This window comes from Paenibacillus sp. FSL H7-0756 (genome assembly GCF_038006765.1).
Classification (GTDB): domain Bacteria; phylum Bacillota; class Bacilli; order Paenibacillales; family Paenibacillaceae; genus Paenibacillus_AQ.
Map to the genome: position 1 here is coordinate 637,506 of NZ_JBBOVT010000002.1, position 15,080 is coordinate 652,585.

Consider the following 15,080-nt stretch of genomic DNA (forward strand, 5'->3'; position numbering starts at 1 on the left):
ACATTGTCCATGTTCAAACATTTACTTTTTTTCATCTATTTCAACGACTTGAGTAAGCTCTTTAGCGGACAATACTCAGACAACCGCAGGGTAGCGGAGAGTATTGTTGCACATTTTGCAGGATTTCTTTATAACTGTTGCTGGCTGCGGTACAATGTTGCATTATTTGCACAAATTCCGTTGCAGAGAGCCAGTTAGCGCTGGATTTGTTGCATTTCGTGCAGGATTTCAGCATAGGCCGCACTATGTTATTGTCTACTGACAATGACTCCTTTAATCCTTCTGACTCCAGCAGCAGAAGATTGTTCTTTTGTAATACGGAACGTTCCTAAGTTTGTGGTATCTTCTACATGAGGTCCTCCGCATACTTCCCGGCTCCACACCTTCCCTTCGTGATCTTGGATAGTATATACCTTAACGATATCCGGGTATTTATCCCAAAAGTTACCCTCCACATTACTTTCTTTCGCTTCAAGCTTAGGCAGCTCTGCAATAGAGGTAACTGCTTTCGATGCAATCGCATCATTCACATACTTCTCCACCTCAGCTATTTGCCCGGGTGTAAGTTTATCATCGTGGTTGAAGTCAAACCGTAATCGTTCGGAAGTAATATTACTTCCTTGTTGATGGACATGATCACCTAGCACTTCCCTTAAACCAGCAAGCAACAAATGAGATACCGTGTGCAGCGCGGTTGTTTCTGTGGAATGTTCAGCTAAGCCACCTTTAAATTTACCCGCAGAAGCAGTTCTGCTCATTTCAGCATGTTTTTTTGCTGCCTCAGTATAAGACGCCTTGTCTTCCATGCCATATCCACTTTCTGTTAGGTACTCTTCCGTCAACTCCAAGGGGAATCCATAGGTTTCGTAAAAATAAAATGCATCTGCACCCGTAACGTTACCCTTATTCTTCAGATGTTTCTGTATTTCAAATTCTCCCTGCTGTAACGTTCTATAGAAAAGATTCTCTTCCTTATTTACGATTTCGATGACTTTCTTTTTATTGCGGATTAAATCTTCATAAGCTGTAGCTTCATCTATATAAACTTCAGACAACTGACCCGCAAAGCTTCCTTGTATCCCTATTTTTTTACCTGCACGAATTGCCCTTCTTAATAGCCTTCTTGTTATATATCCTGCATCACTATTAGCTGGCTCCGCACCGTCATTAATGAGAAAAGTAGCTGCTCTCACATGATCCAGTATGATTCTAAAGGACTTTAAGTCGTCCGTATAGGATTTACCGCTTAGCTCCATCAATTTTTTCTTGGGGTTATGGAAGAAAGCTGTATTATATATATCCTTGTCCCCATTAAGGGCTGTAGCCACCCTTTCTAATCCGCCTCCATAATCCAGATTGGGATTTTGCATTTTAACAAATCCTGTGTCTCCTTTGGTGTAACACATAAATACGTTGTTCCCAATTTCCAGGAATCTGTCGCTTTCAGAAGCAGGATGGTCCAGTGAATCACCGTCCGGTTCAAGATCATAGAACATTTCACTATCAGGCCCACCCGGTTCACCAACCGGCATCTGAAGCGGACTTCCGGCCCGGCTCCACCAGTTTTCTTGTTCATCGTATAAGAAAATCTTCCCGCCTCTAGATGCCCCGTATTGCCAGGGATCCTCTTCAATGATAGGGTCTATCCCGACGGATTTGAATTTTGCTGACCAGAGCTCAATGGCTTCCGTATCTTTCGGTATATTCAGTTCATCACTTCCTGCGAAAGCGCTGATATACAGCCTGGCAGGATCCATTCCTAATTCGATGATCTGCCAATTCCAAATGGCATCGATTTGTTTTTGCTTATAGTTATGTTCATTTGCTTTGAACTCCCACCGGCCGATCATTTCGAAAAATGTCAGATGCGACGTATCGCCTACTTCCTCAATATCCACTGTTCTCAAGCACTTCTGAATATTAGCAATCTCATTACCGGCCGGATGCTTTTCCCCCAATAAAAAGGGAACCATCGGCTGCATGCCGCTTCCTGTAAACAAGGTCGAGGGATCATTTTCCGGTAACAAGCTAGAAGAAGGCACTTGGCTAGCCCCTATTCCTTTCATAAAATCAACATAGGATTGTCTCAATTCATCTGGCGTCATTCTAATACCTCCATCCAATATTATTTATGCTTAAAACAAAAAAGCCCTAAGCTGACATATTACTTGTCAACTTAGGGCGAACGATTATGTCCGTGTTACCACCTAACTTCAGATTGCTCTGCGCTCTATCAGTACGGGATTACTCCGATACTGTTTCCTGAATAACGGTGGAACTCCGTTGAAGCCTACTAAGATTCCTCTGTTCGGTCCACAGCTCCGAGACTGCTTCACTATTAGATCAATGAAGATTCGCATCAACCATCTTCTCTCTGTGAGATCCTTAATAGTTACTATTTCTCATCATAGCCTTTTCGTTTTAAGTTAAAGCAATGCTAGCACAATCCGCTTGCTTCGTCAATTAATGAGTTACCTGGAGCCGGCGTTTACCATCTGCTTAGCCTGCATACGACTGGCCTGTAACAAAGCATCACTGAGCTGCGTATCACTAACTGCCCGTGCCAGTGCAACGGTACCCACCATACTGCTTACCAATGCATAACCATTTGAGGGATCGATCCCAGCCATATTTGTAATAAATGCGATGAAACGTTGAAGCTCTTGTGTGTAGGCTTGCCTGATATCTGCCGATAGCTGGGAAATTTCCCCCGATAAAGCAGGTAAGATACAACCGGCTTCCGTCTGATCCCGATGCAGGGGGCTTAAGTAAAAATCAATGACGGCCTCAATCGGCGGCGTCTGATCTTCGTTTTTGTTATGGTCTGCAATTCTCTGCAGCATTTCAATGGTGTCACTAATGGCGAAATGACAGGTCTCCATCACAAGCTGATCTTTATTTTCAAAATGGGAGTAAAATCCTCCGTGCGTCAGTCCAGCACCTTTCATAATATGCGGAAGACTGATATTCCGCACGCCGTGGGTGCGAAATGCTTTGGCTGCGCTGGTAATGATATGGTTCCGAACTTTGAGCTTGTGCCCTTTCGGATAAGGCATCCTGCTCCCTCCCCTTTGTATAAGTCTGTATCTATGAATGTCTTTTGAAATATTATATTTATCATATTATTTAATGTCAATTGGTAATGGAGTGTTGACTCTTCTAAAATATGATGACTATAATATATTATGATTAACATATTATAACTTGGAGGTACCCATCATGAACTCATTAGAAGCTGTAGATACCCTGGTTATTGGATCGGGACCTGGCGGTTATGTGGCTGCATTACGTTCGTCACAACTGGGCATGACAACAGTCCTTGTGGAGCGCCACCAGATCGGAGGGGTATGCACGCATGTAGGCTGTATTCCTTCCAAAGCGCTGATTGCTGAAGCGGAGCGTATTCATTTGCGCAGACACTGGTACGCTGTTGACGAAGCTTCTTCTTTTCAGGAGGCGCAGTTGTTTAAGCAAGCTGTGGTGGATAAGCAGTCTGGAGGGGTTCGGTTTTTACTTAAATCGGCAGGTGTGACTGTTATTGAAGGAGAAGCCAGCTTGATAGATGCGAATACCGTTGAAATTCATCACAATGAACAGATTGAGCGCCGAATGGGCTTTAAGCATCTCATCCTGGCAACCGGTTCCCGTCCGATTGAAATCAGCGCGCTTCCTTTCGGCGGACGGATTCTTTCATCCACGGAGGTGCTATCGCTGGCCGACATTCCTAAGAGCCTCGTTGTAGTTGGCGGCGGTTATATTGGTGTGGAACTGGGGCAGATGTTTGCGAGATTTGGAACCGCAGTTACGATACTCGAGGGGGGTAGACAGATTTTACCCGGATTTGAAGCAGAGCTTGTTGCACCTGTCGTTCGTCAACTGAAGAAGGACGGGATAACAATCCTAACGGAAGCTAAGGTTACAGGAGCAGACCCATATACGAGTCACATTGATCTACAATATATGCGTCAGGATCAACACCATGTTGTTCAAGCTGAATATGCATTAATTACGGTTGGCAGAAAACCGAATACAGATGGAACCTTGGGTCTTGAAAAGATTGGTTTGTCCCCTACTCCGCAAGGCTTGATCGAGATTGACAAGCAGTGCAGAACATCCATTCCGAATATCTATGCCATTGGAGATATTGTTCAAGGCCCTGCCTTGGCCCATAAAGCTTCATATGAAGCAAAAATTGCAGCAGAAGCGATTGCGGGTAAACCCTCTGTCATCGACTACAAAGCTCTTCCGCTGGTTGTGTTTTCTCACCCGGAGATTACGAGCGTTGGTCTTAGCGAAACGGATTGTAAACACAAATCCATTCCTGTTATCGTTGGAAAATCTATCTTCTCTATTAACGGCCGTGCGCTGGCTCTGAAGGAAACCGAAGGATTTGTCAAAATTGTTGCTCATGCTGCGTCTGGACTTGTATTAGGTGCACAGATTGTAGGCGCTGAAGCATCTACGCTTATATCGGAGCTTTCCCTTGCGATTGAGATGGGGGCAACCGTAGAAGATATAGCCATGACCATCCACCCGCATCCAACGTTAGGCGAAATTGTCAAGGAGGCCGCAGAACAGGCCCAACGGAGGCTATAACAAACAAAAACAGTATCAGAAGCAAATCAGCCGCGAATCGGAAAATCAACTAAACAAAAGCGCCGCAACCCTATCATTCGGATTGCAGCGCTTTTGTTTACATTCAATCATCCTACTACTAATATTTGGCAAGCCGCGCCTCCAACTTGGAAATGAGCTGCTGTACATGTGCCCGCCATTCGTCCCAGCTTGACGATTCCCGCCACAGTTCCGCCAAATCGCCCTCGCACTCCCCCTCAATGTCAGTCCAAATCACGTTCAAATGCTCCAGCAAAGTCCCCAGCGCGGAATGATCGGCCGTGAACGCCCGTACTTGCGTCCAGGTGCGTTCTTCCTCCTCATGATCGTAATCCAAACTGCCATTCTCTTGAAACTCGATATACAGCTCCGCGAGGGCGAGCACTGTTCCGTCATAAAGGAAGTCATCCTCACCAAACTTCGCCATCAACTCACCCAAATCCAATGTGTCACGAGGAAGCAAGTCCTCGATCGCCGCCACCAGATCCAGCCCTTCATCACTTTCCAATGCTTTGATTCCCCATGCTCCCATTCGATGCCCCCCTGTCACTCTCGTCTCTTCATTATATAGAGCGTGTCCAATGCAGGTCAAATAGTAGTAATCACAGCCATGTGACTCATAATTATTTCGGCGGCCCGCTTATAACCGCCGGATTGCCGTAAAGATTCACCGATGAGGCAAGCCTGCTGTTTATAGAATGGATTGCTTAGGACTTCTGACAATGCCTCTCTCATATCCGTTGCACTGAGGTTGAGTTTATTTAAAGAGATACCCGCCCCTAACTCCTGTACCCGATTGGCTACAAGAGGCTGATCCGACGTTAATGGAATCATTACTAACGGAACGTTGTAATATAGCGCCTCACTCGTACTATTCATTCCGGCATGTGTGATGAAAACATCCGTATGCTGTAGCATATCGAGCTGTGCAATATAGGGCACGACGATAAAATTAGGGGGAATTTGATCAGCCAGCGGCTCCATATCCGTATATCTCCCTGAAGATAGAACCACATTCACCGGCATATCCCCAAATGCTTCAAAGCAAAGTTGATAGAAATCCAAGTTTTTATTTAAAATAGTACCCATAGCAATGTACACGGTATGCGGGTAACGTTCACGAAGCAGCTCAAACGGGAAAGTCTCAGCATCTTGACGCGGTATGATCGAAGGACCTGTGAAAATAAAACGATTGTCCAGTTTTTCTGCATGCGGCTGAAAATAACGGCTTGTATACACAAGCTTTAACCGGCCTGTATGTGCCGGGATTTCTTCCATGGCGGGAAGACTCACTTGATACTCTTGCGCTAACTCCCGTGTTATCTTCATCGTAGCCTCATACAGCTCCATCGTATTCGTATCCATCTCCTGCTCATTCATGCCTTCGCCAGTCCCCAACGGATCAACGAAAGCAAAGGAAGCAATCGTACATACGGCGGGAATCCCTAGTTTTTCTGCAAGAATAGTCCCTCCCCAGCCCATCAGTGAATCAAAAATCAAATAATCGAACTTTTGATTGCCGATCACTCGAAACACCTCGGGTATAATCCTCTGAATGATACCGCCTACCATCATATAAATGAATTGATAAGGATGAATGTACTCCTGCGGTTTCAACACGGGATCATGAGAAAAGGCATCTTGCGGAAATGGATAGGTTATGAGCAAGGCTCCGGTTTGTTCAATTCGGGAACGATACTCCTCCACGCACACATAGACAACCTCTTCTCCACTGTCAATCAACTGGGTAACTAATCCTAACGACGGATTCACATGGCCTTCAGCCGGAGTAATGACCACTAATACACGTGCCATTCTATCTCCCTCCCAATGCAATTTTTCCTCCGTTCTTCGTGATGTATGTAGCTACGCGATGGTCATCCTTTACATGGGAAGGTTCTCTTTCGACTGGCTGATCGGATGATGTTCTTGATGAACGAGTTCGGTAATACGTAGAGATGCCAAGAAACTTAATAAGACCCATAGTAATTGGAGTGTTAACACTATCACCACTCCTGTCGATATGCCCCACTGTAAAGTATCGGATAAGGCGATTAGAGCGCCGCCCACTCCTATGCTTACGCCCATATAAAAGGAATCCACAAACTGCAGATTCGAAGACATTTCTCCCTCTTTCCCGGGCGCCGCATGTTGTAGAGCAATGGCTGCGGTCGTAGGATTAGCCAATCCAACACCGAAGCCGGTAATCATTTGCGAGAGTAAGACGAGTATGATTCCACCTTCCGACAGCATAAGGGCCAGGATCACAAGTACAGTCCCAGCGATCATAATCCCGATACCTACCATAACTCTGCGTTTTCGGCCATAACCTTGATCTCGTACATCAAGCTTCGCCTGCAACCACGCTGCGGCGGACCAACTCAAGGAACCTGCTGCGACAATGAGGCCGGCAAGATCTGCTGATAAGCCCTTTACTTCGGTTAGCGCCAAAATCACAAAACTCTCCGTTGTAAAATAACAAGCCACATACAGCCCCCTGGAAACCAATGTAGCAGGCAATCCTTTTTTTACCGCAAAAGAGCCCTTAGGCAGCAGTATCCGCATGGGTGGGATCATGACGATTAAACCACCTAGAGTGAGTACAATTCCTGTCCAATCGGTTATCATACCGAGTCCTGTGAGTAGTAGCCCCGTTCCAATGGTAAGCAGGATTGCATGAAGAGTCTTCGAGTCTGCCTTTGGGGCTGGACCCGTCAGTACTTGCCGAAGTTGCAGTTCACGGAAAGAGCGGAAGGTGAGACTCAATGCCAATCCAATCAGGGGTACAACCATCCAGAAAACAAATCGCCATGACATATAGGAGGCAATAAGGCCTGCCAGGTAAGGTCCTATTAAGGAAGGCAGGACAAATGCCATGGAGAATGCCGCTAAAATCTGAGTGCGCAGAGCATCCGAATAATGCAACGTTACACAGGTATAAATGCATGTGATCAGAGCTCCCGCCCCAAAACCTTGAAGGGCTCTTCCTGCAATAAGCATGTGCATATCAAAAGAAACAGCCGCAACCACAGTTCCAAGCACAAAAATACTAAACGACACGAGCAACGAGGTGAAAACGCCGCGCTTGTCAACCATTTGACCGATAACCAAGGTTCCAATCAGCTGAGATAACAAAAATGCGCTGAAAATCCAACCGTATGAATGAATACCCTGCAAGCTTTGTGCCATTCTCGCAGCAATTGTCGTAATAGCCAGCCCCTCGAAAGCTACGGTGGTTAGAACCAGCATAATACCAATCGTCAACGCCCTGTGCTGCCTGTCAAAAATCCCAATCTGATTGTTGTTTGTCTCCTACACCTCCATAATAGTTAAGTGTAATGGTAAAAATACCCTTTTTATGATCTAAATATACAATACCCTTTCTACTTTGTAAAGGTTAATGTTTAAAAAGTATGAATAACATAAAGGGTTTTTAACTAACAAAAAAACCGCCAAAGGCGGCTTGCAAGAATGAGTCACGGCTATAGAATCAGCGGGTTTCCCCACGGTGCAGAAATTCATCAATCATCGCCTTGTATTTGTCCAGACTATACTCAGGCCGAGCAGAAATTCCGTCTTGGCAATGTAACGTGTAAGCACCTGATGACCGGCATGGCTGTGAAAATTCCCCTGGCTGAACAACCGCTCTCCAATCTCTTGATTCCCTAAGTAAAATTTACTTTGCATGTATAACTGCTTGTTGCGCAATTATTGTTCACTCATTTTATTGCATTAATTGTGATTCTGATCATAGTTGATATGCAAAAACCTGAATATACTGAAAACACTGTAATTACATTCTTAACATAAATATCCAAATTGAGGCTCTGTGAACAAGGATGTAGTTGTAAATTTCATGAAAGGGGTCTTGCCGTCTCCACACTTTCCCTCCGTACATTAGGGTTGTTTGCCGCCGTAGTCCTTGCACCTCAGATCGCAGCTTGAGTAAGTGCACAGGCACAACTTTAAACCAACCAATTTGATCGGAGGAGTAATGATTATGAAAAAGACTGTAGTTACACTTTTTGCAGGGGTTGTAGCGCTTGGGTCCTTTGCCTCGATGGGCAGTGCCGCTGAAAACAATGAGAGTAATCCTGTAGAGCTCTTCTCAGGCTCTTCTCCTATTTCAATTACGGACCAAGCCTGGAAAACCCCAGCAGACTCCGCTTCTGAGGACAAGGTATGGGGATATCTTGAAAGTGTTAAAGTGAACCTGCATCTTTCGGCTAAGGGGGACATTCGGGGGAAATTTAAAATCACAGAGCAAGAAACAAACAGCAAAACAGGCAGCCAGCATTACCGGTTAAGCCAGTATATCTCGGGGATTCCGGTATATGGAGCCGATCAGACCCTGCATATCGACAAAGCCGGCAATGTTACCTCCCTGCTGGGAAGTGTAGTTGAAGATGTCTACCAGACCATTCCGCAGCCGCTGATTCAACTCCAAACCATATCCGGAGCAGATGCCATCCTGGCAGCCGGTCAGGATGCTACGCTGGAGCATGGACCGCTTGGTGAGCCCCAAGTTACTCCTACAGCGGATTTGTATTATTTTATCGTTGACGGAGAACCTCAATTAGTCTATAAAACAGAAGTGAACGTTCTGGAACCCGAGCCTTTGCGGATACGGTACTTCATTTCTGCAGAGAATGGCAGCGTAGTGTTCAAATATAATATCTTAGAGAACCTGACGGGTACGGGTACTGGAGTATTTGGAGATACCAAAACGTTCGAGACACGTCTCTCGGGTTCAACCTACCAGCTCTACGACAGCACCCGCGGCAAGGGCATTGTGACCTATACCGCCAAGAACAAGACCTCTCTTCCGGGGACGCTCTTAACCAGCACTAACAATATCTGGACAGACAAAGCCCCTGTAGATGCCCACACCTATGCTGAGAGAACCTATGATTATTATCTCCAGCATTTCGGCCGCAACAGCCTGGACAACAACGGACTGCAGATCCGTTCAACCGTCCATTACTACACTTCCTATAACAACGCTTTTTGGAATGGTGCGCAGATTGTTTTCGGTGATGGGGATGGGTCTACCTTTACTCTGCTGTCCGGTGATTTGGATGTGATAGGCCATGAGTTGACGCATGGCGTGACTGAGAAAACATCCAATCTTGAATACTACGGAGAACCAGGGGCACTCAATGAGTCCTTCTCCGACATCATCGGAAATTCAATTGAAGGTGCGAACTGGCTGATTGGTGATAAAATCTATACACCGGGCATAGCGGGGGACGCACTACGCTCACTGGCTAATCCGCCATTGTACGGCCAGCCTGACAAATACAGCGACCGTTATACCGGCACCGCTGACGAAGGCGGTGTGCATACGAACAGCGGCATCAATAACAAAGCCTTCTATCTGGCTGCTCAGGGCGGTACGTTTAACGGTGTAACGGTCACAGGTATCGGCCGTGAGGATGCTGTTCAAATCTATTACAATGCACTTGTATATTACCTTACAACCTCATCTAATTTCTCTGCTGCACGTACAGCAATCATTCAATCGGCTACTGAATTGTTTGGAGCAGGCTCGGCTCAAGTAACTGCTGTAACTAAAGCTTACAATGCGGTAGGCGTCTACTAAGAACAGAATAACAGGCCAATGATCCTCAAGATCATTGGCCTGTTGTATTTACTATTTCCTGGAGACTTTCCTTAATTCGATGAGTAGCTTCGTTACCATGATAGGTGATCACTTTTTTAATATCCAGCTCTAGCAGCTTGGCAATCGACTTCAGCGCAGTAGAATGATCCAACGTGTAATAGTTGTCGAAGGGCAGGAGCTTATCATCCTTTGAGTTTAATGCATCGCCGGCAATTAACGTTTGCGTCGGGATATGATAGAGCGACATATGATCTGGCGTGTGTCCTGGGGTGAAAACGGCTTGAATGCCACCGGCCAGGGGCAGAATGTCTCGATCCTTAAGTGCCGTATGAACGTGCACGGACGGTGCAAAAGTTCTACCTCTAACAAGCGGAATGGCTCCCGTCAAATAGGGTACAGTCTCCTCATGTGCGAGCACCGTCAACTCGTTCCCCCTGGCCTGAACTAGCTCCGGCAGACTGCCAATGTGATCGCTGTCTTGATGCGTAATGATGATATGCGTCAGCTGATCTAGTCCAAAGCCTTCCCTTTCAAGCAACATTCGAATCTTATCCAATTGCCCGGGAATGCCAGTATCCACAAGTACAAGATTCCGTTCATCCCACAACAATGTCGGATATACAATAAAAGATCCCATTCGAAGCTCTATTGCTTTAATTCCGGTATTCGGCCGAGACATGGACATTCCTTCATCTTCCTTTCCTATAAGTAGGTATATTATATTCCTTAAAGGAAGCCGCAAGTCAACACTATTTTCACTCTTGAAAGAAAAACGCCGGGTATCTTCCATCTTCCCGGGCGTCTTTCTTTTGATTGTTAATTGTGCTCGGTATAGGCTATAAAATTGTCCATGATCTATAGTCACTCACCTGCGGGTGAAGGATGCTGGTGCCATCTATAACCGGCCACTTGTAAGGAGTAGCAATGTTGCACATTTGCAGGATTTTTTATAAATGTACTGGCAGTGAAGCATGGGACCCATCCCTCGGCGCAGCAGCACCTATTTACTTTGACCACGACAGCGCGCAGTTTGCGCTTGGGAAGGCCGAAGCACATGCACGTTACTTGGAACGGCAAAAACTGACGCAATTAATCGGGCAGTCCCTGAAAAGTATTCCCCCGTGTCAGCTTCTGACTCTGATCGGACCAACGGATCTGAACCGAACGGGAGGTGAAGATGTCTGGCCCGTCCGATACCTGAAAATGCAAGTGTGCTTCGCTGGAATTCCCTGAATTACCGAGATGTCCGACGAGATCTCCCTGCTTAACGGTATCCCCTTTTTTGACGGCTACACTGCCTTTCTTGAGATGTGCTGTGATGCTGTGCTCCCCGTTTCCATGATCAATGACCACAACATTCCCTTCCGGTTCTTCAGCGTTCATCACGCCCGGCGTGTTATCCGGGATGTTATTTTTGACTTCAACCACCTTGCCATCTGCTGCTGCATAGAGCGGTTCACCAAAAGCATAATAGTCCTCGTTGTCCTTTCCCTCTCCTTGATAGCTTGCCTCATTCTGAGTGCGGATAATGTCGAGAGCGTAACGCTGGGTTTCATGAGCATAATGATAGTTGGATAACACATCATTCCCGCCCCAGAACACAAACCATTCGCCCTTCAGCGGAAACTGGAATTCAGTTTTGGTCAACGCCTTATCCGTTGCTTCATGTGTTTCAAGCGGCTGAATAAGGAGCCCCACAATTTGGTGATCTTCAGCAAAAGAGGCCTGAATCCCCTTAGTCCCACTCTGATCCTTCCACGAACGATCAACCAGCTTGTTCAGTTTAACTTCCGTAACCTTGTTCCATGAAGTAACGCCTTCCATAAAGCTATCGGCAGTCGTCTTGAATTCGTCAAGCGTTATGATTTTCTGTAGCTCCGGACTCATCTGCTTGTAAATGTCCTCCTTCGGTCCATTCATTAAGGTATCCATGAAATTGTCAGGTGTAATCTTTGCGGCCTCCCCGGCTCCCTTCGCAGCTTCCTCTGATGGGGCAGCAGTGGCTGTTTGTGTAACTGGTAATTGTTCTTGCGGTTCAGCTGATTTCGAGGTGCCGCAGGCAGACAACATCACACACGTACCAAGCGCTGCAGCAAGCCCCTTCCAGCTTTTCGAATATACTCTAGTCATTTCCCTGCACTCCTTTGCCAGAACGGTATTTTTCTAGTTCAGTGTACGAAATCAATCTTACCTGCCGTCTAACCTACTCTTACGTCTATCTTAACTTTGCGGCGTGCTGGTTCTCCAAAATTAAGCATCCGTTAAGGTTGCCGGCACGCAGCACAGTGCTGCAGAATGGTATGATACCTATATAAAAAGCTGGGAGGTTCTATTTCGTCATGGATGAAGTATCAATCCTGCTTGTTGATGATGAACAGGCGATTCTGCATATGCTCCGAACGGTATTGCTCAAAGAGCAATTCCTGGATATCGATACGGTCACTAGCGGTGAAGATGCGATTGCTGCATGTAAAAAGAAAACCTATCACTGCATCGTGCTGGACGTGATGCTTCCAGGCCGAAGCGGGCTGGAAATCTGCCCTTTCCTGCGTCAAATGACCGATGCCCCTATTCTCTTTCTGACTGCAAAAACAACCGATTACGACAAGCTGACCGGCTTCGCGGTTGGCGGAGACGATTATGTCGTTAAACCCTTTAACCCGCTGGAAGTAGTTGCACGGATCAAATCCCTGCTGAGACGATATTTGCCCAGACAGACAGAAGCAGAAAGACTGCCACAGGAAGGAATCTATGATTTTGGACGCTTTCAGGTCATTGAGCCAGCCGGTGAACTCAGAGTAGAAGGTCAACTGGTGTATTGCCCTGCTCTGGTATACCAGTTACTGCTATTCTTTTGCAAACATCCTAATCGTATCTTCACCAAGGCGGAATTGTATGAGCGGGTATGGGGATCGGAGGCCATTTCGGATGACAACACCGTCATGGTACATATTCACCGGATTCGCGAGCGTATTGAGGCTGATCCGTCCAACCCTGAACGATTGGTGAACGTTCGCGGGCTAGGGTATAAGCTCATTCAGTCCGGCATGGTGCCTGGGCGATGAGTGTAAGACGCAGATTGATGACGAGGTTCATTGGCTTGCTTGCGGGTACAGTGGTCCTGATCCTGGTTATCGGCGGAAGTATAGCTTACTGGGTCATTCAGCAGTTGAATGAGGCTAACCTGGTTGAAGATTTTGCCACTGTCGGGCTCGACCAGCTAATCAGTACAGCCGATATTTTGCCGGACGGCAGTGTTAAGTATGATCCCGAACTGCTGAAGCGAATCGAAGAGAACAACGGCTGGCTTCAGATTCTCGATGAGCAGGGCCGTGTGCTGGATGCTTTCCATACCCCTCCCGATGTGCCGGATCACTATAAATCTGGAGAGCTTATATCCTATTGGCAAGGAAAAAAGCCCTTTCCCTACGAGCTATATCTGCTTATCCGGGAACGACAAGGGATCAATTTCACCCTGCTGTACGGAGAGAACAACCAGGCCGTAACCATGCTGGATCAAGCATATAACGGGGGACGTTATGCCAATAACAAGCTTGAACTGGCGTCCGGACAGCAGGACATCATCCGCGCGGCGGATGCCTATCTTCAGATTTTGGACGAACAAGGACAGGAGATGGCTTCTTTCAACAAACCCGCAAGCGGCATCCCGGACAGCTACAGCATCCAGGACCTGATTCTGCGTACACGCTACCCCTCCCGGTATGGAATGACTACAGTGACCAGCTATGATGAGCAGAACCATTCCACCTGGATGCTGAGTGTTCCTCTTGCGGGCAATCCGGCGGGGAGCAACGTGAACCCCTTCGGGTTTATTTTTGGACCTGCCATGATTGCACTTCTGGTATCCATTATCGGCTTGCTGATCCTGCTTGCTGTCTGGTATGCCAACCTGTTCGGTTATCCCATGCTCCATATGCTCCAATGGCTGCAGCGGCTTGAACGCGGACAATATGAGGAGCCGGCCGGCCCCCGCGGCAGGCCGCTTAGCCGGAAGAAAAACGGGAAATGGCGGCGGAACTATCGGGTATATACGGAAGTGTTACATTCTATACAGACGTTATCCGATACCCTGAAACAGGATAAGGAACTCCGCAAACAGACCGACTCTCTGCGGGAGGAATGGATTGCTGGAATCACCCATGATTTAAAAACACCCCTATCCTCTCTCCAGGGTTATGCACATATGCTGGAAGCAGAGAAATACGAGTGGGCTTCTAATGAAGTACGCGAATTCGCTGGCATTATGCTGGACAAATCGATGTACATGGACAGGCTGGTAAGCGACCTGGCCATGACCTATCGTCTGCGCAGTGGCGGGTACCAGCCCCCTATTGAGTTAACGGATATCAATGCCCTGCTTCAGGATTTGGTACAGCGTGCTGAACGTAACCCGGCTTATGGAGAGGGCCGCATTACGTTCCAGCCTGCCCCGGCGGAGGTACTGGGACATGTACACATTCCCTCCTTTGAACGGATCGTTGATAATCTGACCGCCAACGCCCTGCTCCATAATCCGCCGGACGCGCAGCTGATCGTAAGTGTGCAGGTAGGCACAGGGGCGGGCGAGTTCATCGTTAAATTTGCCGATAATGGACGCGGGATGGATCAGGAGACGGTGTGGAAGCTGTTCGAACGATACTATCGCGGCACAGATACAGCGGCACCCGATGTCGGCTCAGGCCTGGGCATGGCGGTAACCAAAGGGCTGATCGAGGCGATGCAAGGGCGAATTGAGGTTCGCTCCAGTCCCGAAGAGGGAACGGAAATACGTTTGATATGGGATGCCCGTTCGAGGGTGATATAATCAGGAGACTTGGACAGC

At 47.1% G+C, this 15,080-nt stretch carries 12 protein-coding genes and 1 other annotated feature; of the genes, 5 read left to right on the top strand and 7 right to left on the bottom strand.

What is annotated here, in order from left to right:
- Positions 1–248: 248 nt before the first annotated feature.
- Positions 249–2,105 (bottom strand): alanine--tRNA ligase, encoded by a 1,857-nt coding sequence (locus NST04_RS19615; protein WP_341185729.1) that lies wholly within the window; start codon positions 2,103–2,105, stop codon positions 249–251.
- A 69-nt stretch (positions 2,106–2,174) separates the two neighbouring features.
- Positions 2,175–2,418: a binding site (T-box leader), on the bottom strand.
- 53 nt (positions 2,419–2,471) lie between these two features.
- The gene (locus tag NST04_RS19620) at positions 2,472–3,056 is read right to left on the bottom strand and encodes a TetR/AcrR family transcriptional regulator (protein WP_341185730.1); all 585 of its coding nucleotides are present in this window, start codon (positions 3,054–3,056) and stop codon (positions 2,472–2,474) included.
- A gap of 163 nt (positions 3,057–3,219) precedes the next feature.
- On the opposite strand from NST04_RS19620, the gene lpdA reads away from it, so the two are divergent.
- Positions 3,220–4,596: a dihydrolipoyl dehydrogenase gene (gene lpdA, locus NST04_RS19625; RefSeq protein WP_341185731.1), complete on the top strand. Its 1,377-nt coding sequence runs from the start codon at positions 3,220–3,222 to the stop codon at positions 4,594–4,596.
- A 118-nt stretch (positions 4,597–4,714) separates the two neighbouring features.
- Here lpdA and NST04_RS19630 read toward each other — a convergent pair whose 3' ends face one another.
- From NST04_RS19630 to NST04_RS19640, 3 genes are all read right to left on the bottom strand, one after another.
- Positions 4,715–5,146 carry a DUF4259 domain-containing protein gene (locus NST04_RS19630; protein WP_341185732.1) on the bottom strand — a complete coding sequence of 144 codons (432 nt, stop codon included), beginning with the start codon at positions 5,144–5,146 and terminating at the stop codon, positions 4,715–4,717.
- A gap of 56 nt (positions 5,147–5,202) precedes the next feature.
- Positions 5,203–6,429 carry a macrolide family glycosyltransferase gene (locus tag NST04_RS19635; RefSeq protein WP_341185733.1) on the bottom strand — a complete coding sequence of 409 codons (1,227 nt, stop codon included), beginning with the start codon at positions 6,427–6,429 and terminating at the stop codon, positions 5,203–5,205.
- 69 nt (positions 6,430–6,498) lie between these two features.
- Positions 6,499–7,863: an MFS transporter gene (locus NST04_RS19640; RefSeq protein ID WP_341186801.1), complete on the bottom strand. Its 1,365-nt coding sequence runs from the start codon at positions 7,861–7,863 to the stop codon at positions 6,499–6,501.
- A 222-nt stretch (positions 7,864–8,085) separates the two neighbouring features.
- On the opposite strand from NST04_RS19640, the gene NST04_RS19645 reads away from it, so the two are divergent.
- A complete protein-coding gene (locus tag NST04_RS19645) occupies positions 8,086–8,283 on the top strand; it encodes a hypothetical protein (RefSeq protein WP_341185734.1) in 198 nt (65 codons plus the stop codon).
- A 331-nt stretch (positions 8,284–8,614) separates the two neighbouring features.
- Complete coding sequence (locus NST04_RS19650; RefSeq protein ID WP_341185735.1) at positions 8,615–10,216, top strand: M4 family metallopeptidase; 1,602 nt, start codon at positions 8,615–8,617, stop codon at positions 10,214–10,216.
- A 31-nt stretch (positions 10,217–10,247) separates the two neighbouring features.
- Here the strand turns inward: NST04_RS19650 and NST04_RS19655 are convergent, their stop codons facing one another.
- Entirely contained in the window at positions 10,248–11,027 is a 780-nt protein-coding gene (locus NST04_RS19655; RefSeq protein WP_341185736.1) for an MBL fold metallo-hydrolase, read from the bottom strand.
- A 299-nt stretch (positions 11,028–11,326) separates the two neighbouring features.
- Positions 11,327–12,367 (bottom strand): M23 family metallopeptidase, encoded by a 1,041-nt coding sequence (locus NST04_RS19660; protein WP_341185737.1) that lies wholly within the window; start codon positions 12,365–12,367, stop codon positions 11,327–11,329.
- Positions 12,368–12,576: 209 nt separating this feature from the next.
- Here NST04_RS19660 and NST04_RS19665 point away from each other — a divergent pair, with 209 nt between their 5' ends.
- Both NST04_RS19665 and NST04_RS19670 read left to right on the top strand, forming a co-directional pair.
- On the top strand, positions 12,577–13,302 hold the full coding sequence (locus NST04_RS19665; protein WP_341185738.1) for a response regulator transcription factor: 726 nt from the start codon (positions 12,577–12,579) through the stop codon (positions 13,300–13,302).
- A gap of 17 nt (positions 13,303–13,319) precedes the next feature.
- Entirely contained in the window at positions 13,320–15,062 is a 1,743-nt protein-coding gene (locus NST04_RS19670; RefSeq protein ID WP_341185739.1) for a sensor histidine kinase, read from the top strand.
- Positions 15,063–15,080 lie beyond the last annotated feature (18 nt).